Genomic DNA, 23,068 nt, shown 5'->3' on the forward strand with positions numbered 1-23,068 from the left:
GATATCGCCGCGCGTGTGCGACTCGGCTCGATCTTGTAGCAGAACCATGACATTGTGCGGACCTCACGGCGAAACGGCGTGGGGAGAGTGGGACACATGGCCGTACTCACCCACGAAGCGAAGCCGACCCCCGCCCACCGCCCGCTGCCGGGACGGCACGCGGAGACCAGGCGCACCCTGTCCAGGGCCGTGTTCCAGCTCGCCACCGGACTGGGACTGGCCACCGCGTTCATCGTGACCTACGTGCTGTTCGTGCACACGTCGGCAGGCCAGCTGGCCGAGAACGGCGTCGTCCGCAGCGCGCAGTCCGGCCAGTGGTCCACAATGGACTGGGCGGGGCCGCTGCGGGAGCAGGACATGGTGCTCGTGATCGGAGCCGCCGCCATCGTGCTGATCGGCCTGGCGCTCATCCGGCGCAAACCGGGTCTTCTCGTCCCCGCGCTGAGCGTCCTCGTGCTCCCGCTCATCGCCGCGCAGCTGCTCAAGCTGTACGTCCTCGAACGCCCCGAACTGCCCGACGGTGGTTACGGACCCGGGCACAACAGTTTCCCGAGCGGACACGTCAGCGCCGCCATGGCGATCCTGATGGCCTTCGCTTTCGTTCTGCCCCAACGATTCCGCCCGGCGATCATCGGGATCGGCGGCGTCGCCGTGGCCTGGGTCGCGTCGTCGACCATCGCGCTGGGCTGGCACCGGCTGAGCGACACGGCGGGCGCCTGCCTGCTGGGAGCGTCGTTCGCCTGCCTCCTCGCCGCCTGGCTGACCACCCGGCGCCGGGACCTGCGCCGCACGCCCGCCGCCCTGGTGGCGCTGGCCGCGGTACTGCCGACCGTGATCGTGCTGATCGGGTTCGCGGTACTGCACACGGCGACCGAAGGTGCCGCCCAGTTCGTCGCCGCGCTGGTGCTGGCCGCGCTGGCCGCGGTCGGGGTCGTGCTGGTCGCGCTGTGGCCGTTGCGCGGGTCCGCGTTCGAACGGCGGGCCGGTGTCGAGACCCGCGTGGTCGACGACCTGCTCGAGACTCGCCTCGTGACCCGCCGCTGACGCGGGTTCCGAGGTGCCCCCGAATGTCACGTATGGGACGTTTTCCGTCTCATACGTGACATCGGTGCTTCAGCTCAGGACGTGAGTCCCCGGCTCAACGGCGACGTCGGAGCCCGGGGCGCAGGAGGATCCGCGGTCAGGGAAGGTGCCAGGACCACCCGGTTCCGTCCGCCCCGCTTCGCTTGGTACATCGCCGAGTCCGCCGCGCGGAAGAGTTCGCCGTAGTCCGTCGAGTGCTCAGGAGAGAGCCCGACGCCGATCGACACGGTGCACCCGTGGATCGGCCCGACCGCGCGGGGTTCGTTGGTGGCGTGGCCGCTGGCGAGTTCCGTCAGCCCGGTGATGGCGGTCTTCGCGACTGCCTCCCGGATCCGCTCCGCGACCCGCACGGCCTCCTCACGGGTGGTGTCCGGCAGCAGCACGGCGAACTCCTCGCCACCCCACCGCCCGACGACGTCGCGCGACCGCGTGTTCTGCCGGAGCACCGCGCTGACGCAACCGAGCACGATGTCGCCGCCGGAATGCCCGTACTTGTCGTTCCACTGCTTGAAGTGGTCGAGATCCAGCATCAGGAACGCGGTCGGCCGACGGTCGGTCTGGTCTTCGAGCAGGCGCAAGGCGGCCGGCGCGTGGAAGGAGTCCTCGGTCAGCAGCCCGGTCTTCCGGTCGCGCTGGCTGCGCGCGATGGTGTCCGCCAGCGCCTGCGAGAGCCGGGTCGAGCGCAGGGCGACCCCGATCATCACCAGCGGTACCAGCGCGATGTTGACCGCGCCGAGGATCGTGGTGCACGCGGCGAGTTGCAGCGCGTAGACGAAGTCCGCGTTGTCCGCCCAGCTGCCGATCAGCTTTTGCCGCCGCCAGCCGCCCCAGGCCAGACCGCGCGCGATGCTGATCAGGAGCGTTTGCGACGCGAAGTACCAGAGCGCGGCGCCCACCAGCGCGACGGCGGCGAGCGCGATGTCGCCCGTGCCCTGCGGGAGCATGCCCGATTCGAGCCAGGTGTGCAGTGACGTCAGTTCGGTGAGCGTGTGCACGCCGAGGATGGACGCGGCGTGCGCGGCGGTGGTGAAGAGGAACGTCGTCATCGCCTTGTGCGCGATGGAGTAGCGCTGCACGCGCACCATCAGCAACAGCGTGAGCGAGAGGGTGGGCGGCAGCAGGACGGCCGCGCTGCCCAGCCAGACGGCGGTCTGGTCGATGTGCTCGCCGCGCCGGTCGTCGGCACGGCGCTGTTCCTCGGGATGCTGCGTCTGGAGGAGATACCAGAGGGCGCAACCCGCGATCACGCCGAAGCGGACGAGGTCCGTGGTCGTGACAGTGACCTTGAAGGCGTTGTGGAGGGCCCAGATCGCGACCGCGATCTCGGTGCCGAGCATCCAGAAGACCGCCGCGGGCGGAAGGCGCCACAGTTCCCACCCCGCCGGATGCCGCAGGGTGTTCCAGGCACGACCACGCAGCCGCCAGACGCGGGCGGAGGCGAGGCCGACGGTGTCGGCGAAACCCCGGAGCGAACCGGCCGGCCGCTCGGAGACCTGTTTGCCCAACTCGCTGACGAGGGTCACCTCCATCCGTTACGCACCGCACCCGCTTCGATCTTGCTGGGTAACCGCAAGGGGGTGACAGGGGGACCGCGTTGACGATCGCGTGAGACAGGCCAATGCCTGCGTTCGCCGGACGCGGTACCGCCACAAGCTGGCAGGGTGGCTCGTATGCCTGACGCCGCATACGACGCCGCCGCGGTTCCTGTGATGTTCGGACCGGAATTCGACAGGGATCCTTCGCCCGCTTACGAATGGCTTCGTGCGAACGCCCCGGCGTTCCGGCTTCCGTTACCCGGCGACACCTGGACCTGGCTGCTGACCCGGCACGCGGATGTCGTTTCCGCGATGGCCGACCCCCGCTTGTCGAAATGCCCGTCCGTGGCCGCGGACCACTGGCGCAAGGCCAATCTCGGCCTGCCCGCAGACCATCGGCCGACCCTCATCGGGCATATGAACAACTTCGAGGGCGAGGAACACGCGCGGCTGCGCAAGGCCTGCGCCGGCGCGTTCGGCCCGCGGCGGCTCCAGCACATGCGCGACCGGACGCATCAGCTGGCGAACGAACTGCTCGACCCGATCCTCGATCGCGGCGAAGGCGATCTCGTCGAGGATTTCGCCTACCCACTGGGAATCCGGTCGATCTGTGAACTGATCGGCATCCCGGACACCCTGCTGGACGAGGTCCGCCCGCCCGCGCTGGTGGTCGCCGCCGGCGATGTCACCGACATGGCGTCGATGCTCAAGGCGACCGACGATCTGGACAAACTGCTCGCCGACGTCGTCGCCCGGAAACGGGCCGAACCGGGGGCGGATCTGATCAGCGACCTGCTCGCGCAGGAGGCCGAGGGGAAGCTCACCGACGAAGAGGTCGCGGCGACGGCCTTCCTGTCGCTGATCGCCGGGCACGAGACGACGATCAGTCTCATCGCGTCCACCGCGCTGACCCTCATCACGCATCCGGAGGAAGCCGCCCGCGCCCGCGCCGACGGTTCGCATCTGACCCTCGTCATCGAGGAGGTCCTGCGCCGAGACACCCCGCTGCAGAACACCAGCTGGCGCTTCGTCACCGAACCGATGGAACTCGCCGGGCAGCGAATGGAGGCGGGCGACCCGATCCTCTTGTCGTTGCTGGCGGCCAATCGCGACCCCGAAGTCCACCCCGAACCGCTCGCGTTCCGCCCGGGTGAGCGGCCGGTGCGGCATCTGGCCTTCGGGGTCGGCCCGCATATCTGCATCGGCGCCGCGCTCGCGCGGATGCAGGCGTCCGCGGCCCTGGAGACGTTGTTCGACCGAGCGCCGTCGATGACGCTGACCGTGCCCGAAGACAGGCTCGTGTGGTGGCCGAGCGCGATCACCCGCGGCCTGCACAACCTCCCGGTAAAGCTTTAGGCGCTGCCTTCGAGCCTGCCGCGGAGCACGCTCGCCTTGCGGTCGTCGAGATCCATGACGAGCTGGAGCGCGTCGCGCCAGACCGTCATGGCCTCTTCTCGGTGACCTTGGGCGGCCAGCGCGCAGCCGCGTTCGTCGAGCGCGTCGGCCTGGCCCCAGACATCGCCGCAGTTCCGGTACGCGGTCAGCGCCTGCTCGCAGTATTCGAGCGCGTGCTCCGGATCGCCGAACCGGCGGCAAGTCCGCGCGAGCGGCACCAGCGCGAAACCCATGCCGTGCTGGTCGGCGTCCTTCGCGTAGGTGTCGAACGCGCGAAGGCCGTGTTCGAGCGCCAGATCGCGTTCGCCGAGATCGCGGTAGGCGCGGCCGAGGTGGACCCGCGCGGTCGCTTCGCCGAGCTGATATCCGATCCGCGTGTTCACCTCCACGCTCTGCTCGACGAGCCGCACGGCTTCGGCGTAGTCCTCCCGCTCGTGCGCGATGTTGCCGAGCCCGACCAGCGCCCAGCCCAGGCTCGGGTTCTCGCCGATCTCGCCGGAGATCTCGACGGCCTGGCCGAACAGTTCGTGCGCGCGGTCGAGGTCGCCGCGACGACGGTGCGCCTCGGCGAGGTTGATCGCCGACCACGCCAGCCCGCCGAGGTCGCCGCCCGCCTTCGCGGACTCGATCGCCACGTCGTGGCTTGAGATCCACGTCTGCCACGGCCTGCCGAGCAGGTGGTAGTCGAACAACTCCACCGGCAGCCGCCAGCCGATCTCGTACAGCCCGTAATCCAGTGCCAGCCGCGCGACACCGGTGATGCTCGGCATCTCCGACGCGCACCAGATGTAGGCCTCGTCGAAGGTGGCGAACCGGAGCGGCTCGACACCTTCGGGGGCGGGACCGAGGTCGATGTGGTGGTCGCGGGCGGGCGTCAGCGTCCAGCTCGCGGCGTTGGCCGCGTGGAGATACCAGTGGGTGAGCCGGGAAACCGCCGCCTGCCGCTCGTCGTGCCATTGCACGGCGGCAGCCTCTTCGGCGGCGTAGACGCGGAGCAGGTCGTGGAACCGGTAGTACCGGGCGCCGACCTGCTGGACGAGATGCGCCTGCACGAGCTTGTCGACGAGCCGTCGCGCGTCGTGTTCGGGCAGCCCGGCGAGCGCGGCCGCCGCGCCCGCGGTGAAGCGCGGGCCGGGGTGGAGGCCGATCAGCCGGAACATGCGGGCGGTGTCGGCCTCGAGCGCTCGGTAGGACCAGCTGAAGGCGGCCCGGACCCCGACGGCGTCGTCGTCGACGGCGAGCAGTTCCAGCCGCCTGCCCTCGGCGACGAGCTCGCGGGCGAGTTCGCCGACACTCTGATGGGGATGCGTGGCGACCCGCTCGGCGGCGATGTTCACCGCCAGCGGCAGCGCCGCGCACAACTGGACGAGCCTGCCGACGCCTTCGGGATCGCCCGCCGCGCGTTCGTCGCCGATGAGGTCCGCCATGAGCCGGGTCGCTTCGAGATCTTCCAGTGGCTCCAAGGAAACCTGGACCGCGCCGCTGCCGACGACCAGTCCGGAGAGCCGTCGCCTGCTGGTGATCAGCACGGTGGTGTCCGGGGTGCCGGGCAGCACCGGCCGCACCTGATGCGAATCGAGGGCGTTGTCCAGCACGACGAGCGTGCGCTGACCGCGCAGCAGGCCACGCAGGAGCGCGAGTCGCATATGCTCTTCGGCGGGAACGCGGTCGGGGCGGACGCCGACGCACCGGAGAAGGTCGTCGAGGATGTCGGCGGGTTGCGCGGGGGAGCCGGCCGCGTAGCCGCGCAGATCCGACCAGAGAACGCTGTCGAACTCTTCCTGCCGCCGGTTCGCCCATTTCAATACCAGTGCGGTCTTCCCGACCCCGGGCGGTCCGGCCACGAAGACCACTTTGGCCGGTCCGCCGAGCACTTTCTCGTCGAGCAGGGCGAAGTGTTCTTCCCGGCCGACAAAATGGGCCGGTGGCGAGGGAAGGTGGACATACGGTTCCGCGCGGGCGGCTTCGGCGAGCACGATCAGCGTCCCGCCCGCCTCCAGCGCGCGATCGCAGGCTTCGGCGAATTCCGCACTCGGCGGGGTGAGGCCGCGTTCGGCCCGGCTGATGAGACTTTTGTCGACATAGGCGAGTTTCTGGAGTTCGCGCAGTGCCAGTCCTTTGGCCTGCCGCCGCTGCCGCAGTGCGCGCCCGAAAGCCAGTGCGGCCGTCGAAACCGGCTTCGGTTCCGCGCGTGCTTTCCCGGTCTCCCCGGGTCTGGCCGAGCCGGAATTCTCGGTCACCAGAAGCACCTTTCTCCCTGCTCCGCGGCAGATCGTGCCACAACGGCGCGACGGCGGGCAGGGCCATCTGCCGATCCGCCGCTGGGCGGAATGGCTCCGCGTGCGACAACCTTCCCATTACAAGGGTCACAACACGGCCACCGGGTGTGCCGACGTGCGAAGACAGCCCCCAAACTGTGCGAGAACGCGCCCGTTCCCCACCGGTGCGCCAGTCGAAAGGGAGGTGGATCATGCGCGACCGCGAAATGTGAGCAGGCCCTTGTTCCGCCTTGCGAGCAACCGGGCGAGTACTGATCTCCTTGGCAGCGGGTCGTGGCCGCCTCGCGCGGCGGCCACGACCGTGACCTTTCGGAACATGTAGGACCGCTTAACGTCGGTGTAGATCTTTTCACTTGTCCTGATGAGTCGTCCGAGGCAGCTTGGAGAGGTATCGAGCGGCCCGGCGAAAGGATCAAAGTGAGCATCGGCGCGCCAGGAACCCTGGTCCGGATGGGCGTTCTCGCCCTGTTGTGGGGATCGGGGTTCCTGTGGATCAAGCTTGCGCTGACCGGGCTGCCGCCCGTTCAGGTCACCGTCATCCGCTGCGCGCTCGGCGCGGCGGTCCTTCTCGTCCTGAGCCGTTGGGCCGGGCAACGTCTCCCGCGTGACCGCCGGATCTGGGGCAGGCTCCTCGTCGCGGCCTTCTTCTGCAACGCCTTGCCGTTCGCGTTGTTCAGCATCGGTGAACTGACCGTGGACTCCGGTATCGCCGGGGTCATGAACGCGACGACTCCGTTGTGGTCGCTGCTGATCGGCATCGGGATCGGCACCGAACGCCGGATCACCGTGATCCGGGTGGGCGGGCTGGTCCTCGGGTTCGCCGGCATCCTGCTGATCTTCGCGCCATGGCAGAAGAGCGGCCTGCTCGGCTGGGGGACGCTGGCCCTGCTCGGCGCCGGAGTCAGCTATGCCATCGCTTTCGCTTACATGGGACGGAAACTCGTCGGCCAGGGCGGTCCGATCGCGATCTCCGCCGCCCAGCTGCTGACCGCCACCGTGCTGAGCGCGCTCGCGCTGCCGTTCGACGCGGCGCCGTCCGGGCCGCTGAACGTGACCGCGCTGATCGCCGTCGTCGTCCTCGGGATCTTCGGCACCGGCATCACCTTCTACCTCAACTACCGGCTCATCGAGGACGAAGGCGCGACCTCCGCGGCGACCGTGGGCTACCTGCTTCCGGTCGTTTCGGTGGCGCTGGGCGCGATCGTGCTCGGGGAGGAACTCGGCCCACGGGTACTCGCCGGGATGGCGGTGGTGCTGCTCGGAGTCGCGCTGACGCGCTACGTGAGGTCTTCGGCGAGCAAGTCCATCAGCAGCCCGTCGTGCCAGCCGTCGCCGACGGTGTCGCGTTCGTAGTGGCGCATCACCCCGACCTCCCGGAAGCCGACGGCCTTGTAGCAGCGGATCGCGGCCTCGTTGTCCACGGCCGGATCGATCACCAGCCGGTGATGTCCGCGATCGTGCACCAGGTGGCGGGCCATCGCGCGGACGGTGTCCGTGCCCAGCCCCCGGCCGTGCGCCGCCGGGTCGAGGAAGAGGTCGACCGACGCGTGCCGGTACATGGGGTCCTCTTCCTCGCCGTACTGGACGAAGCCCCGGACGGCTCCGTCCTCCAGGACGGTGAAGCAGGCCGTCGTCGGATCGTCGAACGGCCAGGTGGGGGAGTCCTCGACCGAACCCCAGCGCGCCCTGACCTCGGCCGTGCCGCGGATCCGCCGCAGGTCCGGGACGTGGGCTTCGGTGACCGGGGTCAAGATCACGATCTCCCCGTGCAACTCGGTGGTCAGTTCCCGCTCCGTCCGCTCGTTCGAGTGGCGCCAGTCTAGGGAGACGCGGCCAGGACCGCACGAAGACAGGCGGACATCTCAGCCGGGATCGGGTATCACTGAGGGGAAGGTGGAGGTGGGTCATGGGGAACCTGTTCGAGGAACTGCGCCCGGCCGCGGAACTGGTCGACGGCGGGGCGACCGCCGTGCGCGCGGCGGTGCTGCGCAAGGCGACCGAGGCGGTCGTCGCGAACGCCCGGGACGCGACGGACTGCCGGATGCTGCTGGAGATGCTGGGGCTGCACTCCGAGCCCGCGATCCGGTCCGAAGACGCGGCCGCCTGAGACGCTTCGGTACCGGGGGTCGTGAGTGGCGTCTCGGGTTATTGGGGGAAGGTCAAAAGTGCCGTGTTCGGGCGGGAGGGGCGTTCACGGGTGATCGAGCGGCGATCACGCGTGATCCGTCTCTGATCACCTTGGGTTCAGCCACAACGCCACCGTGAGGGCCGCACCAGCCTCCCGGGACGTCGCGAAAGCCACTTTCGCGACATCAGAAGTCCCGAAAGTGGCTTTCGCGACACGGCCGCTCGGCATCGGACGCGGCGAAGGACGCTTTCATCCCGTCGCCGGCCCCTCCCGCGAACACGCCACCTTTGCCTCGCCGCTCAATAACCCGAATCCTCACTCACGACCACCCGGGCCGACGCGTTCCGGGCTGTCCTGCGCACTTGAAGTACGTGATGGCGCCCTTCATGTAGTTGGGGAAGGTGTGAAGGTCGCGTTTCCTCGGCTGAGCCGAGGGAAGGGGGCCTTCACGCGAGCCGCTGTGGCTGCTGGTGCGGGTGGGGCGAAAGTGGCGATCGTGGCGATCACGAAGGTAGTGAAGGCCTCCATCGCTACTGTCAAGGTAGGCAAGGGGCCCTTCACGGCCCGGCCCCGTGAACGACCGCAGCCAGAAGCCGGATAGGTGACCAAGACATCCTTGGCCCTGACCCGAAACGCCACTCACGACCACCCCGATCGAAGCGTCTCAGTGCCGGGGCAGCACGCAGAACTCGTTGCCTTCCGGATCGGCCATGACGACCCAGGGATCCGACTCGGGGTCGTCGACGACCTTGGCGCCGAGTGAAACGAGCCTGGCGACCTCTTCGCGTTGCTCTAGTTCGTTGGAGGCGAGGTCGAGGTGCAGCCGGTTCTTGCCCGACTTCTCCTCGGGCACCGGCTGGAAGAGCAGACTCGGGACGTCCGGCCCCTTCAGCTCGACGTAGGTCACCCCGTGACCGTCCGTCCACCGGGAGGTTTCGGGATAACCCAGCGCTTCCTTCCAAAACGCGGCCAGCGCTTCGGCCTCGCGGCAGTCGACGGTGACGGCGAGCATCCGGGTTCGCATGAAACCACGGTGCCACGGAAAAGCGAGAATCGCCGATCAGGTAGGGCGAGGCGTGATCAAGAGTCGCAGGACGTCGGTGAAGAGCGTTTCGGGGACCGCGTCGGCGTCTACTCCGCGTTCGACGGCGAGGCCGTTCGACAGCGCGAGGATCACCACCGCGAGTTGTTCGGCCGGGATCGGCAGTTCCACCGAGTGTGCTCCGGCGGCCTTGCGGATCGCGCGGGTGATGGCCTCCCGCAGCCGGGCCCGGCGTTCCGCGAAACCCGCGTGGATCGCCGGATCCCGCATCGCCAGGCCCCAGTACTCCAGCAGCAGCCGATGCCAGGTGGCGTCGGTGCCGATCCCGCTCAGCAACCGGGCACCCGCCTCGGCCGTCGCCTCTTCCAGATCGGCGATCTCGTCGAAAACCGCGGTGGCGGCGCCCATCCGGTCGACGATGTGCTCTTCCATGATGGTCAGCACCAGATCGTCGCGGCCACTGAAATTGGAGTACACGGCGCCCTTGGTGAGCCCGGCTTCGGCCGCGATGTCGTTGAGCGACGTCCCCGCGATGCCTTGACGGGCGAACACGGCGGTCGCCGCGTCGAGCACGCGCCGCCGGGTTTCGGCCCGGCTCGGGCGGGTGCGGGGAGGACGGGAAGCGGCCATGGATCCGGAGGGTACAACCCGCTGAACTCGGGTTCTGAACATTGACTGTGATCTGGCTCATATGGTAGGCAGACAACTCGATACCATTCGGTATTGAGTTGGAGGTCCCGTGTTCGCAGTCACCGTCGACGTGCGCCGCGCCATGGCCGTCCTGGCCGCAGCCTTCGTCGCCCTCGCCACCCTGGTGGTCGCCGCACCACCCGTCCGTGCCGCCGATTTCCCGCAGAATCCCCGGAACGATCCCTTCTACGCCCAGCCGTCGCCGTTCCCCGACGTCGCGCCAGGCACCGTGCTCGACTCCCGGCCGGTCACCGTCCGGGCGCTCGCCCTGCCGCTCCCGATCCGGGCCTGGCAGGTCAAGTACAAGTCCACCGACACCCGGGGCAGGCCGATCGCCGACGTCGCGACCGTCCTGCAGCCGCTCGTCCCGCCGCCGGGGCCGCGCAAACTCGTCTCGTACCAGACCGCACAGGACGGTCTCACCACCGATTGCGCGCCGTCGTACGTGCTCCGCACCGGACTGGCCCTGCCCGCCGAGGAACTCGCACTGATGGTGCCGCTGCTCGCCGCCGGGCACACCGTCGTCACCGCGGACTACCAGGGACCCGATTCACAATGGACGGCCGGGCTCAACACCGCGCACGGCGTCCTCGACGGAATCCGTGCGGCACAACGGTTCGCGCCCGCGCGACTGAACGGGGCGGCCACGCCGACCGCGTTGATGGGCTATTCCGGTGGTGCGCTGGCGAGCCAGTGGGCCAACGAGATCCAGCCGTCGTACGCGCCGGAACTGAAGTTCGCCGGTGTCGCGGCGGGCGGGGTCCCGGCCGACATGGGCTACATCGCGCGGCAGATCGACGGCGGGCCGCTGTCGGGTGTCTACATCGGAGCGGCCGTCGGACTCAGCAGGGCGTATCCGGAGATCGACCTCGCCACCCTGCTCAACGCGCGCGGCAAGGCGGCGTTCGCCGAGGTCGGGAAGCAGTGCATCAACCAGTTCAGTGTCGGGCAGGCGTTCCGTCGCATGGCCGATTACGTGACCGTGCCGGAACTGCTCGACGTCCCGGCGGTGAAACAGGTGATCGCCGAGAACGTCATGGGCGGGCACGAACCGGGTTCTCCGACGTACTTCTACCAAGGGATCTTCGATGAACTGACGCCGATCCCGCCGGTCGACAAGCTGGTCGCGAAGTACTGCGCGGCGGGCGTGAAGATCAAGTACGACCGGATCCCCGTCGGCGAGCACGTCACCGTCGCGGTCCAGGGCGCACCCGGCGCGCTGGCCTACGTCAACGATCGGCTCGCCGGGAAACCGGTGCCGAGTTCCTGCTGATCACCGGCATACTCGCCGGATGGCTTTCTTCGACATCGAGGGTTACGAACCCGTGTGGCTCTCCGGACTCAAGGAGATCCGGAGGGCACACGGGGACCGGTTGCGCGCACTGGTGGGCAAGCGGCTCCAGCACGTCCACCTGACCTGGTACGTCGAATACGGCGAATGGCTCCAGGACGCGCCGGTCGTGCTGGACTTCGGGGACGAGCGGCTGGAGATCACGCACTGGAAGTTCGACGAGGTTTCCCTCACCTGGAACACGATCGATCCGTACGGCAAGGCGGAATGGAACTGGGGCGATCCGGCCGAACCGAGTCCGCTCCGGTGGCGGCAGGACATCTACCCCGAACTGTCCTCTTTGGAGGGTCAGGTGCTCCAGGACGTCGAACTGCTCGAATCCCTGTACAGGGGTGTGGCCGGGAGCATGGTAGCGCTCGGCTTCGTGTTCCCGGGCGGGCGCTTCACCGTTTTCAACGCCATGGACGAGAACGGGCTCGAGTACACCGAGCCCGGTGAGGACTACCGGAAGCATTCCCTGGCGGGCTGAAAATCAGGTGCTTCGGTCGGCGATCTTCGTGATACTTCCCGGCATGTCCCGGATCAAACTGGCCGAAGCGCTCGCACTGCGCGCCGACGCGACGAAGAAGGTGGAGGCGCTGCGCTCCCGGATCGTCGACAACGCGCGCCACCAAGAAGGCGAGGAGCCCGCGGAGAACGCGGCAGACCTGCTCGTCGACGTCGAAACCGCACTGGGCGAACTGGAATCGCTGATCCAGCGGATCAACCGGACCAATGCCGCGACCCCGCTCGGGGAAGGCACGATCACCGACGCGATCGCGCACCGCGACGTCCTCCGGCTCAGGCACGGCGTCCTCACCGCGGCCGCCGACGCCGCGGCGGGTCGCAACCACGGCGGCTACGGCCGTCAGCTCCGCTCGGAACTCCGGTATCTCTCCGCGTTTCCGGTCGCGGAGCTGCGGTCCCGTGCGGACAGGGTCGCCGGCGAGATCCGGGTGGTCGACGTCGAGATCCAGCGCACCAACTGGGAGACCGACCTCCTCGACTGAACGTGGAAAGCAGGTAGCCCTCCGGGAAGCGGGCACAAGCCGAGGGCCGGCGGTACACCGGCCCACCTCCTGGCACGTGGCGGGCAGCGTGGGGTTCGAATCCCCGATCACAACTCCGCCCAGCACGACGCACAGGTGACGGCGCAAACGGCACAGCTCATCACCACGTGCCGGTCCCGGAAGGCGAGGGTGGGCACGGGGCCTTTCCACGTTCCGCAAGTAGTCCTCTGGTTGCGGTGCGCCCGCATTCCCGCCGGCCGAGTGGCGTTCCCGACACAGCGGCGAAGCCGATCCATGGGCGGAGCCGATCGACTCTGTGCCAAGGTGAAAAGCGGAACAACCCAAGAGCCCAGGTGGTGACCCCGGATGGCACTGAAGATCGGTTACAAGGCGTCGGCCGAGCAGTTCGGCCCGCGCGATCTCGTCGAGTACTCCGTGCTCGCCGAACAGGTCGGGCTGGACAGCGTGATGGTCAGCGACCATTTCCAGCCCTGGCGGCACCAGGGCGGGCACGCGCCGTTCTCGTTCGCGTGGATGGCGGCGGTCGGCGAGCGCACCGAGCGGGTGGTTCTCGGCACCAGCGTGCTGACGGCGACCTTCCGCTACAACCCGGCCGTGGTGGCGCAGGCGTTCGGCACCCTCGGCAGCCTGTACCCCGGCCGGGTGCTGCTCGGCGTCGGCAGCGGCGAGGCGCTCAACGAGGTCGCGGTCGCGCGGATCGAGTGGCCCGCGTTCAAGGAGCGGTTCGCGCGGCTGCGCGAGGCGATCGAGCTGATGCGCAAACTGTGGTCCGAAGAGCGCGTCACGTTCGAGGGCGAGTACTACCAGACCACCGACGCCACCGTGTACGACCGTCCCGAGGGCGGCGTGCCGATCTACATCGCGGCGGGCGGTCCGGTGATGGCGAAGTACGTCGGCAAGCAGGGCGACGGTTTCATCTGCACCAGCGGCAAGGGGATGGACCTCTACACCGACAAGCTGCTGCCCGCGGTCGCGGAAGGCGCGGAGCAGGTCGGCCGGAGCACCGGCGACATCGACAAGATGATCGAGATCAAGCTGTCCTACGACCCGGATCCGGCGCAGGCGCTGGAGAACACCCGGTTCTGGGCGCCGCTCTCGCTGACGCCGGAGCAGAAGGCGGGCATCGAGGACCCGGCCGAAATGGAGAAGGCCGCGGACGCGCTGCCGATCGAGCAGGTCGCGAAGCGCTGGATCGTCACCTCCGACCCGGCCGACGCCGTCGAGCAGATCAAGCCGTACGTCGAAGCGGGCTTCAACCACCTCGTCTTCCACGGCCCCGGCCACGACCAGGAGCGTTTCCTGCGCTCGTTCTCCGAGCAGGTCGTCCCGGGTCTCCGCGAACTCGGCTGACCGGCCCGGGTGGCGGCATCGCGCGGGCGGTGCCGCCACCCGGCTCCCGGCTGGTGAGACCTCGTTGACCGGTCCGGCCGCCGCTGGGTTTCCTTTCGTCCATGCCCGCGAAACGAATTCGTCTCAACGCTTTCGACATGGCCGTCACGGGCCATCTCGCCCCCGGTGTGTGGACCCATCCCGACGATCAGGCCCATCGGTACAAGGATCTCGAATACTGGACCGAACTGGCGAAACTGCTGGAGCGCGGTAAATTCGACGGCCTTTTCCTCGCCGACGTCCTCGGGGTCTACGACGTCTATCGCGATTCGCGGGATCCCGCGGTGGGCACGGGCACGCAGGTCCCGGTGAACGATCCGCTGCTGTCGGTTTCGGCGATGGCCGCGGTCACGAAGCACCTCGGGTTCGGCGTCACGGTTTCCCTCACCTACGAACAGCCGTATGCCCTGGCGCGCAAGTTCACCACTCTCGACCATCTGACCAAGGGCCGGGTCGCCTGGAACATCGTGACGTCCTATTTGGACAGCGCCGCGGTGAACCTCGGTCTCGACCAGCAGATCACCCATGACAACCGGTACGACATCGGCGAGGAGTTCCTCGAGGTCACCTACAAACTGTGGGAATCCTCCTGGGAGGACGACGCCGTGCTCGCGGACAAGTCCACCGGCCGGTACGCCGATCCGGACAAGGTCCACCCCATCGAACACAAGGGGGAGTACTACTCGGTTCCCGGAGTGTTCCTCGCCGAGCCGTCGCCACAGCGGACACCGGTGCTCTATCAGGCCGGGACGTCGACCAAGGGGCGCTCCTTCGCGGCCAAACACGCCGAAGCTGTGTTCATCATGGGCCATTCGACCGACGTCGTCGGCCGGAACGTGGCCGACGTCCGCCGGCAGGCCGCGGACTTCGGCCGGGATCCGGAGAGCGTCAAGTTCTTCGCGCTGGTGACCCCGATCGTCGCCGAGACCGACGAGGCCGCGCAGGAGAAGTTCCGCGACTACCTCGGCAGGGCGAGTTACGAAGGGGCGCTCACCCTGTTCGGCGGCTGGACCGGCATCGACCTTTCCGGCTATTCGCCGACCGAAATCCTCGAACACGTGCACAGCGAGGCGATCCAGTCGGTGGTGGAGAACTTCTCCAAGGCCGATCCGACGCGGACCTGGACGCCGGAGGAGATCGGGAAGTTCCTCGGCATCGGCGGACTCGGCCCGGTGATCGTCGGCTCGCCCGCGACCGTGGCCGACGAACTCGAGCGGTGGATCGACGAGGCCGACGTCGACGGCTTCAACGTCGCCTACGCGACGACGCCGGGCACCTTCGCCGACTTCATCGACCTCGTGGTGCCGGAGCTGCGGCGGCGAGGGCTGGTGTGGGAGGACTACGAGGGCCACACCCTGCGGGAGAGCATCTACGAACCCGGCCAGGTGCGGCTGCGTGACGACCATCCTGGCGCCCGGTACCGGCGCGTTTAGTCCTCTGGTTGCGGTCCGGGCCTCAGGACTCGGTGACGAGCTTGCCGATCTCCTGGTCGAAGTCGAACCACTCCGGCTCGGAACCGGCGGGCACGACGTCGTAGGTGCGGTCGAGGAACTCGGCCAGTTCCTGCGCCTGCGCTTCGAGGACCGCGCAGCCGTCGGGTGCGCTGAGGGCGAAGATCACGATCGAGGTGTCGTCGGCCGGGCTGATGATCACGTCGCCCTCACCCGATGGAGTGAGGAGGCCGTCCGCGAGCAGGTCACGGCCGAACATCCAGCGGACCGTCCCGCCGCCCGAGTGGTAGGCCACCACGACGGCGTAGGGATCTTCGGGGTCGTACTCGAGGTCAGCGTTGACGGGGAGGGGGTCCGCACCGAAAGTGCGCAGGCCGAAGACGATCGTCCCCCGGATGAGGTCGTTTTCCTTGTCCAACGCTTCAGCCCCTTACGTTCGGTTGCTGTTGATCTTCAGCTATTGATAACGCAATGTGAAGCCTTTTCGTGACCCGAGTCGACAACTTTCACACGTTCGGCTGAGAGCTGTGTCTCATGTGCTCACGGACGGTTCCGACCGTGCACGTGCGGTGAGCAAGCGGGGAATGCGATCATTCGTGCAAAAGAAAGAGATTCCGCACGTGCATATTCCGGTGAATGAAAATAGCCAACCATTCGGCGGAGTGAATCGATAATTCTCGCGGTTAGCATCACCTTGCGTCGTTCGAGTATTTCGCGAAGACCGGCGTGGATCTGTCCTGGACCTCGGCGAGCTGGATCGTTGCGGATCGGGAGGGACTGACAATGGGTGTGCGAATCACCATCGCCATTCCAAGAGAAGAGCCCGCGCGGAGTGACACGGTTTACGGGCCACGGCGGCGACCTGTTCCGGGACGCGTTCTGACCCCGTCCGGGTCCGGCGCCGGTACCGAACCGGCGGTGCCGCGCGTCCCGGGGCGCCGCCGTGAATGACCGGCTCCCGATGCGGATCGGGCAGGCCGACATCGATCGGCTGGAGGGCGTCATCGCCGCGCTCCGGGCGCGCGACTACCGGGAAGGCGGCGGGTCCTGCCGGGAACTGCTGCGGGTGCTGGAGCCCTACGGAGCCGCTCTGCGACGGGGAATGATGTCCGAGGCGCAGGCCCGGCGGCTGGCGGGCGTGGTCGCGGATCTGCACAATCTGCAGGGCTGGACCGAATTCGACTCCGGCCGTCCGATCAGGGCGGAACGGCACTTCCGCCGCGCGCTCGAGCTGGCGGCGGAGGCGGGCAACGACGACCTCGCCGCCAACATCCACTACCGGCTCGGCCGGATGTACCTGCATCACCGCTCTCCGGCGGAGGCGCTCGAACAGTTCGGTCAGGGGCAGCTCGCCGCACGCCGGGCGGGAAGACCGCTTTCGCAGGCGATCCTTTCGGCGAACGAGGCATGGGCCTACGCGCTCCTCGGTGACGTCCGCCAGGCGCTGGACAAGCTCTCCCTTGCCCCGGAACAGTTCGCCAGTTCCTTCGGTGACGCCGCCCCGTCGTGGTCCGCCTTCTTCACGGCCAACGACCTGGCCGCGATGATCGGCACCGTGCGCACCGAACTCGCCAGGCTCGTCGACGTCCGCCACAGCCGGGAGGCCATCCCCGCGCTCACCGAGGCCATCGAGGGCTACGGCCCGGACATGGTCCGCAGCCGGTCGCTGACGATGATCTGGCTCGCCGTCGACCACGCCTTGGAAGGCGACCTCGATCGCGCGGCCGAGGTCGGCCTGTCCGCGATGGAGATCGCGGGCGGAATCCGTTCCGCGCGGACGCGGGACCGTTTGCGGCCGCTGTCGGAATGCGTGCGGAAGCGGGTCGGCGATATTAATGCGCGGGATCTCCTTGACCGGATCGCAACATTTCGCGCCAGCGCCTGAGCGCCGGGGAATAGGTGGAGGAATGACCGGATCAATTTCACCGGGCGTAGGCTCGCGGACATGAAACGGACTTCGTTCGCGCAATGGCCGTGCTCGATCGCGCGCACCATGGACCTGCTCGGCGACTGGTGGACGCCGCTGGTCCTGCGGGAGGCGTTCTACGGAATCCGCAGGTTCGACGAGTTCCAGCAGGAACTCGGCATCGCGCGGAACACCCTCGCCGACCGGCTGCGCCGCCTGGTCGGCGAGGGGTTGCTGGAGAAGCGTGCCTACCAGGCCGACCCGGTCCGTTACGACTACGTGCTGACCGAGAAGGGCGCGGATTTCTACGGCGTGCTCGCCGCGATGTCGCGCTGGGGCGACCGCTGGCTCGCCGAGGAAAGCGGGCCGCCGATCACCCTCCACCACGACACCTGCGGGCACGACACGCACGCGGAGGTCGTCTGCGCGCACTGCGCCGGGCCGCTCACCGCCGAGAACACGCGGGCACGGCTCGGGTCCGGCTACCCGCCGAAGCTCGCGAACCGCCCTGACGTGGTGCGTCGCTTCGCCGCGCAGGAGGGTTTGACAAGGTAAGTCCATCTACGCAACTATCGAGGTCACGAGCACGGGAGGGCGACCACGATGGAGTGGACGGGCGCCAAGTACGCCGACAAACCGACGGTCGAGGTCGAGGCCTGGGTCGACGCCGGCCCGGAGCGGGTCTGGTCGATCGTGTCCGACGTCCGGCTGATGCCGGAGATGAGCGGGGAACTCCAAGCGGTCGAATGGTGCGACGGCGCGGACGGCGACGCCGCGGTCGGCAGGCGGTTCGTCGGCCGCAGCAGACACGACGCGCTCGGCGAATGGGAGACGACGTCGCACGTCGTCGAATGCGACGAGCCGCGCGTGTTCACCTGGGCGGTGCACGACCCCGAGACGCCGACGGCGCTGTGGCGCTTCACGCTGGAGCCCGAGAACGGCGGGACGAAGCTCCGGCAGTGGATGCAGCTGGGGCCGGGGAGGTCCGGCCTGTCGCTGGCCATCGACCAGATGCCGGACAAGGAGGAGAAGATCGTCTTCGTCCGGCTTCGTGAATTCGAGACCGCGATGACCGGGACCCTCGCCGCGATCAAGGAGCGGGCCGAGGCGGCGCGCGCGTGATGCGGACGGCGACCACGGTCGAGGCTTCGCGCGGCTGGCGGGAGACGCTGGATTTCGTGCTGGAGGCGGAGAAGCTCGGTCTCGACGACTGCTGGGTCGCCGAAGCCTGGGGTTCGGACGCGCCGTCGGTGCTCGGGTATCTCGCCGCGCGGACCGAGCGGATCCGGCTCGGCTCCGGGATCATCCAGCTCGGCACGCGGAGCCCGGTCGCGATCGCGCAGGCCGCGCTGACCCTCTCGATGCTGTCCGGCGGCCGGTTCGCCCTCGGGCTCGGCGCCTCGGGGCCGCAGGTGATCGAGGGCCTCCACGGCGTTTCGTTCGCCCGGCCGCTGACGCGGATGCGGGAGACTGTCGCGATCATCCGTCAGGCGTTCGCGGGGGAGAAGATCTCGCACTCCGGCAAGGAGTTCGAGATCCCGCTGCCGGGTGAGACCAGGCCGATGCGGCTGTCGACGACGCCGAATCCGGACATCCCGATCCATCTGGCGACGCTCTCGCCGAAGTTGCTGGAGCTGACCGGCGAGATCGCGGACGGCTGGCTGGGCACCAGTTTCGTCCCGGAAGGGGCGCAGGCCTACTTCTCGCATCTCGACGCAGGCCTCGCGAAGGCTGGCCGGACGCGGGCGGACCTGGAGGTCTGCCAAGGCGCCGAGGTCGCCTTCGCCCGCGACGAGGACGAGTTGCGAGGGATGGTCGCGGGACGCAAGGCCGAACTGGCGTTCAGCCTCGGCGGGATGGGTTCGGCGAAGACGAACTTCTACAACAACGCCTACAGCAGGCAGGGCTGGGTCGAGGTCGCGGCGGCGGTGCGCGAGTGCTGGCAGGCGGGCGACCGGGAAGGCGCCGCCGCGCTGGTGACCGACGAGATGGTGCTCGGCACGACGCTGATCGGCACCGAACCGATGGTGGCGGAGCGGCTGCGCGTCTGGCGTGACGCCGGGGTCGAGACGGTCCGGCTGTACCCGGCGGGGGAGACGGTCGCCGACCGGCTCGCCACCCTCGGCCGCGCGCTGGACCTGGTCCGCGCTCTGGGGTGAGGAGTTGGCCCGAATGCCCGCGCCGGTTGAGGTGACCGGCCGAGCGCGGACGGCCGCGCCTGCTCCAAGCGGGTAGAACTTGTTTCACTTTTGCCTCCGGCTGGAGAACATGACCTCGCTCGATCGCCACGCGAGGAGGCCCCATGAAGCCCGACCCCCGACTTTCCCGGCGCCAGGTTCTGCGCGGCAGCGCCGGACTCGCGCTCGCTTCGGGCCTGCCGTTCGCCGGGACGGCCACGGCGAGCGCCGCGGTGATCGGCGAGTACGACGTCGTCGTGGTCGGCGCGGGCGCGGCGGGGATGACCGCCGCGCTGACGGCGGCCAAACGCGGGCTCAGCTGCGTCGTGCTGGAGAAGGCGGCGAAGTTCGGCGGTTCGGCGGCCCGCTCGGGGGCGGGGATCTGGATTCCGTGCAACGCGGTGCTGGCCGCGGCCGGCGTCCGCGACACCCCGGAACAGGCCGCGCGGTACCTGGCCGCCGTGGTCGGCCCGTCGATCCCCGCCTCGCGGCAGCAGGCGTTCCTCGCCAACGGCCCGGCGATGCTCTCGTTCGTGATGGCCAACAGCCCGCTGCGGTTCCGGTGGATGGAGGGCTACAGCGACTACTACCCGGAACTGCCCGGCGGGATGCCGGACGGCCGCTCGATCGAACCGGACCAGCTCGACGGGAACATCCTCGGTGCCGAACTGGCCAACCTGAACCCGCCCTATCTCGCCACGCCCGCGGCAATGGTCGTCTTCAGCGCCGACTACAAATGGCTCGCGCTGGCCGCGGTCAACCCGAAGGGCGCCGCGGTGGCCGCCGCCTGCCTCGCCCGTGGCACGGCGGCCGCACTCGCCGGGCAGAAGCCGCTCACCATGGGCCAATCGCTGGCCGCGGGACTGCGGGCCGGGCTGCAGCGCGCCGGTGTTCCGGTCCTGCTGAACACGCCGTTGACCGATCTCGTCATCGAGAACGGGAAGGTCACCGGAGTGACCGTCGCGGGCGGCGTCGTCAAGGCCCGGCGCGGTGTCATCGTCGGCTCCGGCGGGTTCGAGCACAACGCCGCCATGCGGGCGGAATACCAGCGCCAGCCGATCGGTACACAGTGGACGGTCGGCGCCCGGTCGAACACCGGAGACGGGATCCTGGCCGGAAAACGGGCAGGCGCGGCACTGGACCTGATGGACGACGCCTGGTGGGGTCCGGCGATCCCGCTGCCGGGCGAGCCGTACTTCTGCCTCGCCGAGCGGACCCTGCCCGGCGGGCTGATGGTGGACGCGGCGGGCAAACGGTTCGTCAACGAAGCGGCGCCGTACAGCGACGTCGTGCACACGATGTACGACCGGAACCCGACTTCGCCGACCATCCCGGCGTGGCTGGTCGTCGACCAGCATTACCGCAACCGGTATCTCTTCCGCGACGTCGCGCCGCTGCTGCCACTTCCCGACGAGTGGTACTCGGCGGGCGCGGTCAAGAAGGCGTGGACCGTGGAGGCGCTCGGCAGCGCGATCGGTGTTCCGCCGAAGGCCTTGCGCGCCACGGTGAACCGGTTCAACGGCCAGGCACTGTCCGGTGTGGACAGTGACTTCCGGCGGGGCGCCAGCGCCTACGACCACTACTACACCGACCCGTACGTCCTGCCGAACTCGTGCCTCGCCCCGCTCTGGGAACCGCCGTTCTACGCGTTCAAGATCGTGCCGGGCGACCTCGGCACCAAGGGTGGGATGCGCACCGACGCGCGGGCGCGGGTGCTGCGGGCGGACGGTTCGGTCATCTCCGGCCTGTACGCCGCCGGGAACGCCAGCGCGGCGGTGATGGGCCCCAGCTACGCGGGAGCCGGGTCGACGATCGGCCCGGCGATGACGTTCGGATACGTCGCGGCGAACGATCTCGCCGATCACCCGTGAGCTGAAGGGGCCCTTCACCGCATGTCACGCGGTGAAGGGGCCCTTCACCGCGTCAGACGCGGGTATGGCGTCCTTCGGCTCCCCCTCCGCTAAGGTGAGACGTTCGCGTGGCATCAAGGGCTGGGGGGTCCGCCATGGTCATCAAGCGTTCCTATCACCATGGGGACCTTCGTCGTGCGCTCGTCATGGCCGCGCGGGAGGTCCTCGTCGAGCGGGGTCCCGAGGGGGTGAGCCTGCGCGGCGCGGTCGCGAAGGTGGGCGCGTCCACCGCGGCGCCGTATCGCCATTTCCGCGACAAAGACGCGCTGCTGGTGGCCGTCGCGCTGGAAGGGCACGCCGAATTGCAGGCCGCCCTGCGGGGCTGCGGTGCCGGGACGGTGACCGCGCTCGGACATTCCTATCTCGGCTTCGCGCTGGAGAATCCCGCGTTGTACCGGTTGATGGCGGGGGCCGGGATCGGCGACCGCGCTGCGCATCCGGAACTCGCCGAGGCGCACCGGGAGACGTGCGCGGTGCTGGCCGGGCGAGTGGGGGAGCGGAGCGATCCGGGCGGCTTCGCCGTCACGTTGTGGTGCCTGCTGCACGGGCTGGCCACGCTCGTGATCGACGGTCACGTCGAGCGCGGCTCCGCCGTCGCGGAGGCCGAGCGCAGTCTCGCGTTGCTGAGTGGCGGCGCTGTCGTGAGTGGGGATTCGGGTTAGAGCGCGTATTTGCTTACCTACGCGTGACCTGGGCGAAGGTGGAGTGTCCGCGATGACACGGTCGAGCGGGGAAGATTCGGGACGTTGAACGTCTCAAATCTTCCCCGCTCGCCCACATCGGCATCCAGAACAAGCGCTACAAGCTCACCAAGACGATATGAGAATCCAGTGGGTAGGCAAATACGGGACCACCAGAGCCCGAATCCCCACTCACGACCACCTCACCCGGCCCGGTTCGGCTGCGAGTACTCGGCGAGCGCGGCACTGAAGGAACGCGCGGTGCGCGCCAGTCCGGCGACCGCCGAAAGCGGGTCGCGCCGGGCGGGCAGGACGGCGGCGAGCGCCGCGCCGACCCGGCCGTCCGGAGTCCTGATGCCGACGGCGGCACAGCCGAGCCCGGCCGTGATGGTCTCCGACTCGGCCGCGTACCCGGTCGCCCGGATCTCCAGCGCGTCGGCGTCCGGTTCCGCGAGTGCGGCGTGGTGGGCGGCGAGGAGCCGTCCGGCGGCGGTCCCGGGCGGCAGCGGGCTGCCCGGCCACACGGGGACGTCGTCGGCGGGCAGGACGGCCCCCGCCGCGACCAGTGCGCGGCCCTCCCTCGGGACCACGAGCACGAGGCTGACGCGCATCCGCGCCGAAAGCACCGGCAGCCACTCCTTGGCCAGGTCCCGCAGTTCGGGCTGCCAGAACCGGCCGAGCCGGAACACCCGCGAGCCGATCCGGTAGCTGCGATCCGCCCGCTCGACCGCGCCGAGGTCGGCCAGTTGTTCGAGGAGCCGGTGCACGGTGGTCTTCGGGAGCCCGGTGGCCCGCACGAGCTGGGTCAGCCCGGCCTGCCCGCCGTGCTCGTTGAGCGCTTCGAGCAACGCGAACGCGCCTTCGAGCACTCCGCGTCCGCCAAGGGGTTCTCGCATCGCCGCCCTTTCTCGAGATCAGGCCACATCGGAGAAGTAAAGTGCGTCCTCAGCCGTCCGGGATACGAACTTTCGGGCAGCCGATGGGGCGGGGTTCCGCTGAACGGCCCAGCCCCCGACGTGACCGACACCGCGCCGGAAACGAC

The 23,068-nt window shown here is 69.0% G+C and carries 22 protein-coding genes; 15 read left to right on the plus strand and 7 right to left on the minus strand.

The annotated features are described in order from the left end of the window. Window positions 1–96 precede the first annotated feature (96 nt). Complete coding sequence (locus ACZ5IK_RS24560; protein ID WP_465489804.1) at window positions 97–1,044, plus strand: phosphatase PAP2 family protein; 948 nt, start codon at window positions 97–99, stop codon at window positions 1,042–1,044. A gap of 74 nt (window positions 1,045–1,118) precedes the next feature. Here the strand turns inward: ACZ5IK_RS24560 and ACZ5IK_RS24565 are convergent, their stop codons facing one another. After that, window positions 1,119–2,612, minus strand: a complete 1,494-nt coding sequence (locus ACZ5IK_RS24565; RefSeq protein ID WP_465489805.1) for a GGDEF domain-containing protein — start codon at window positions 2,610–2,612, stop codon at window positions 1,119–1,121. 141 nt (window positions 2,613–2,753) lie between these two features. On the opposite strand from ACZ5IK_RS24565, the gene ACZ5IK_RS24570 reads away from it, so the two are divergent. Continuing rightward, window positions 2,754–3,974: a cytochrome P450 family protein gene (locus ACZ5IK_RS24570; protein WP_465489806.1), complete on the plus strand. Its 1,221-nt coding sequence runs from the start codon at window positions 2,754–2,756 to the stop codon at window positions 3,972–3,974. On the opposite strand, the gene ACZ5IK_RS24575 is transcribed toward ACZ5IK_RS24570, so the two are convergent. Next, window positions 3,971–6,253 (minus strand): tetratricopeptide repeat protein, encoded by a 2,283-nt coding sequence (locus tag ACZ5IK_RS24575; RefSeq protein WP_465489807.1) that lies wholly within the window; start codon window positions 6,251–6,253, stop codon window positions 3,971–3,973. The genes ACZ5IK_RS24570 and ACZ5IK_RS24575 overlap by 4 nt on opposite strands. Before the next feature lie 456 nt (window positions 6,254–6,709). On the opposite strand from ACZ5IK_RS24575, the gene ACZ5IK_RS24580 reads away from it, so the two are divergent. Continuing rightward, window positions 6,710–7,645 carry a DMT family transporter gene (locus ACZ5IK_RS24580; protein WP_465489808.1) on the plus strand — a complete coding sequence of 312 codons (936 nt, stop codon included), beginning with the start codon at window positions 6,710–6,712 and terminating at the stop codon, window positions 7,643–7,645. Here ACZ5IK_RS24580 and ACZ5IK_RS24585 read toward each other — a convergent pair. Beyond that, window positions 7,570–8,049 carry a GNAT family N-acetyltransferase gene (locus ACZ5IK_RS24585; RefSeq protein WP_465489809.1) on the minus strand — a complete coding sequence of 160 codons (480 nt, stop codon included), beginning with the start codon at window positions 8,047–8,049 and terminating at the stop codon, window positions 7,570–7,572. The two genes, ACZ5IK_RS24580 and ACZ5IK_RS24585, sit on opposite strands and share 76 nt — an antisense overlap. A 149-nt stretch (window positions 8,050–8,198) precedes the next feature. Here ACZ5IK_RS24585 and ACZ5IK_RS24590 point away from each other — a divergent pair, with 149 nt between their 5' ends. After that, window positions 8,199–8,399 carry a hypothetical protein gene (locus ACZ5IK_RS24590; RefSeq protein ID WP_465489810.1) on the plus strand — a complete coding sequence of 67 codons (201 nt, stop codon included), beginning with the start codon at window positions 8,199–8,201 and terminating at the stop codon, window positions 8,397–8,399. Window positions 8,400–9,084: 685 nt separating this feature from the next. Here the strand turns inward: ACZ5IK_RS24590 and ACZ5IK_RS24595 are convergent. Both ACZ5IK_RS24595 and ACZ5IK_RS24600 read right to left on the minus strand, forming a co-directional pair. Then, window positions 9,085–9,444, minus strand: a complete 360-nt coding sequence (locus ACZ5IK_RS24595) for a VOC family protein (RefSeq protein WP_465489811.1) — start codon at window positions 9,442–9,444, stop codon at window positions 9,085–9,087. A gap of 36 nt (window positions 9,445–9,480) precedes the next feature. Further along, on the minus strand, window positions 9,481–10,092 hold the full coding sequence (locus tag ACZ5IK_RS24600) for a TetR/AcrR family transcriptional regulator (protein WP_465489812.1): 612 nt from the start codon (window positions 10,090–10,092) through the stop codon (window positions 9,481–9,483). A 109-nt stretch (window positions 10,093–10,201) separates the two neighbouring features. On the opposite strand from ACZ5IK_RS24600, the gene ACZ5IK_RS24605 reads away from it, so the two are divergent. The 5 genes from ACZ5IK_RS24605 (at window position 10,202) to ACZ5IK_RS24625 (ending at window position 15,335) form a co-directional block, all read left to right on the plus strand. Further along, window positions 10,202–11,425: a lipase family protein gene (locus ACZ5IK_RS24605; protein ID WP_410598141.1), complete on the plus strand. Its 1,224-nt coding sequence runs from the start codon at window positions 10,202–10,204 to the stop codon at window positions 11,423–11,425. 19 nt (window positions 11,426–11,444) lie between these two features. Then, the gene (locus ACZ5IK_RS24610; RefSeq protein ID WP_465489813.1) at window positions 11,445–11,972 is read left to right on the plus strand and encodes a hypothetical protein; all 528 of its coding nucleotides are present in this window, start codon (window positions 11,445–11,447) and stop codon (window positions 11,970–11,972) included. A gap of 43 nt (window positions 11,973–12,015) precedes the next feature. After that, window positions 12,016–12,492, plus strand: coding sequence for a DIP1984 family protein (locus ACZ5IK_RS24615; RefSeq protein ID WP_465489814.1), 477 nt, complete (start codon window positions 12,016–12,018; stop codon window positions 12,490–12,492). A 366-nt stretch (window positions 12,493–12,858) separates the two neighbouring features. Continuing rightward, a complete protein-coding gene (fgd, locus tag ACZ5IK_RS24620; protein WP_410598144.1) occupies window positions 12,859–13,863 on the plus strand; it encodes a glucose-6-phosphate dehydrogenase (coenzyme-F420) in 1,005 nt (334 codons plus the stop codon). Between the two features lie 101 nt (window positions 13,864–13,964). Beyond that, complete coding sequence (locus ACZ5IK_RS24625; RefSeq protein ID WP_465489815.1) at window positions 13,965–15,335, plus strand: LLM class flavin-dependent oxidoreductase; 1,371 nt, start codon at window positions 13,965–13,967, stop codon at window positions 15,333–15,335. A gap of 22 nt (window positions 15,336–15,357) precedes the next feature. Here the strand turns inward: ACZ5IK_RS24625 and ACZ5IK_RS24630 are convergent, their stop codons facing one another. Next, complete coding sequence (locus ACZ5IK_RS24630) at window positions 15,358–15,771, minus strand: SsgA family sporulation/cell division regulator (protein WP_101606974.1); 414 nt, start codon at window positions 15,769–15,771, stop codon at window positions 15,358–15,360. 543 nt (window positions 15,772–16,314) lie between these two features. Between ACZ5IK_RS24630 and ACZ5IK_RS24635 the strand changes: the two genes are divergently transcribed. From ACZ5IK_RS24635 to ACZ5IK_RS24660, 6 genes are all read left to right on the plus strand, one after another. Further along, complete coding sequence (locus ACZ5IK_RS24635; protein ID WP_465489939.1) at window positions 16,315–17,238, plus strand: hypothetical protein; 924 nt, start codon at window positions 16,315–16,317, stop codon at window positions 17,236–17,238. Between the two features lie 60 nt (window positions 17,239–17,298). Next, entirely contained in the window at window positions 17,299–17,814 is a 516-nt protein-coding gene (locus ACZ5IK_RS24640) for a winged helix-turn-helix transcriptional regulator (RefSeq protein ID WP_410598148.1), read from the plus strand. 48 nt (window positions 17,815–17,862) lie between these two features. Next, window positions 17,863–18,381 carry an SRPBCC family protein gene (locus tag ACZ5IK_RS24645; protein ID WP_465489816.1) on the plus strand — a complete coding sequence of 173 codons (519 nt, stop codon included), beginning with the start codon at window positions 17,863–17,865 and terminating at the stop codon, window positions 18,379–18,381. Further along, the gene (locus ACZ5IK_RS24650; RefSeq protein WP_465489817.1) at window positions 18,381–19,418 is read left to right on the plus strand and encodes an LLM class flavin-dependent oxidoreductase; all 1,038 of its coding nucleotides are present in this window, start codon (window positions 18,381–18,383) and stop codon (window positions 19,416–19,418) included. The genes ACZ5IK_RS24645 and ACZ5IK_RS24650 overlap by 1 nt, the downstream gene beginning before the upstream one ends. 143 nt (window positions 19,419–19,561) lie before the next feature. Beyond that, window positions 19,562–21,307: a 3-oxosteroid 1-dehydrogenase gene (kstD, locus tag ACZ5IK_RS24655; protein WP_465489818.1), complete on the plus strand. Its 1,746-nt coding sequence runs from the start codon at window positions 19,562–19,564 to the stop codon at window positions 21,305–21,307. 134 nt (window positions 21,308–21,441) lie between these two features. Then, window positions 21,442–22,008, plus strand: coding sequence for a TetR/AcrR family transcriptional regulator (locus ACZ5IK_RS24660; protein WP_465489819.1), 567 nt, complete (start codon window positions 21,442–21,444; stop codon window positions 22,006–22,008). A gap of 221 nt (window positions 22,009–22,229) precedes the next feature. On the opposite strand, the gene ACZ5IK_RS24665 is transcribed toward ACZ5IK_RS24660, so the two are convergent. Then, window positions 22,230–22,922 (minus strand): IclR family transcriptional regulator, encoded by a 693-nt coding sequence (locus ACZ5IK_RS24665; RefSeq protein ID WP_465489820.1) that lies wholly within the window; start codon window positions 22,920–22,922, stop codon window positions 22,230–22,232. Between the last annotated feature and the right edge of the window lie 146 nt (window positions 22,923–23,068).

The organism is Amycolatopsis sp. NPDC031561, from assembly GCF_055580625.1.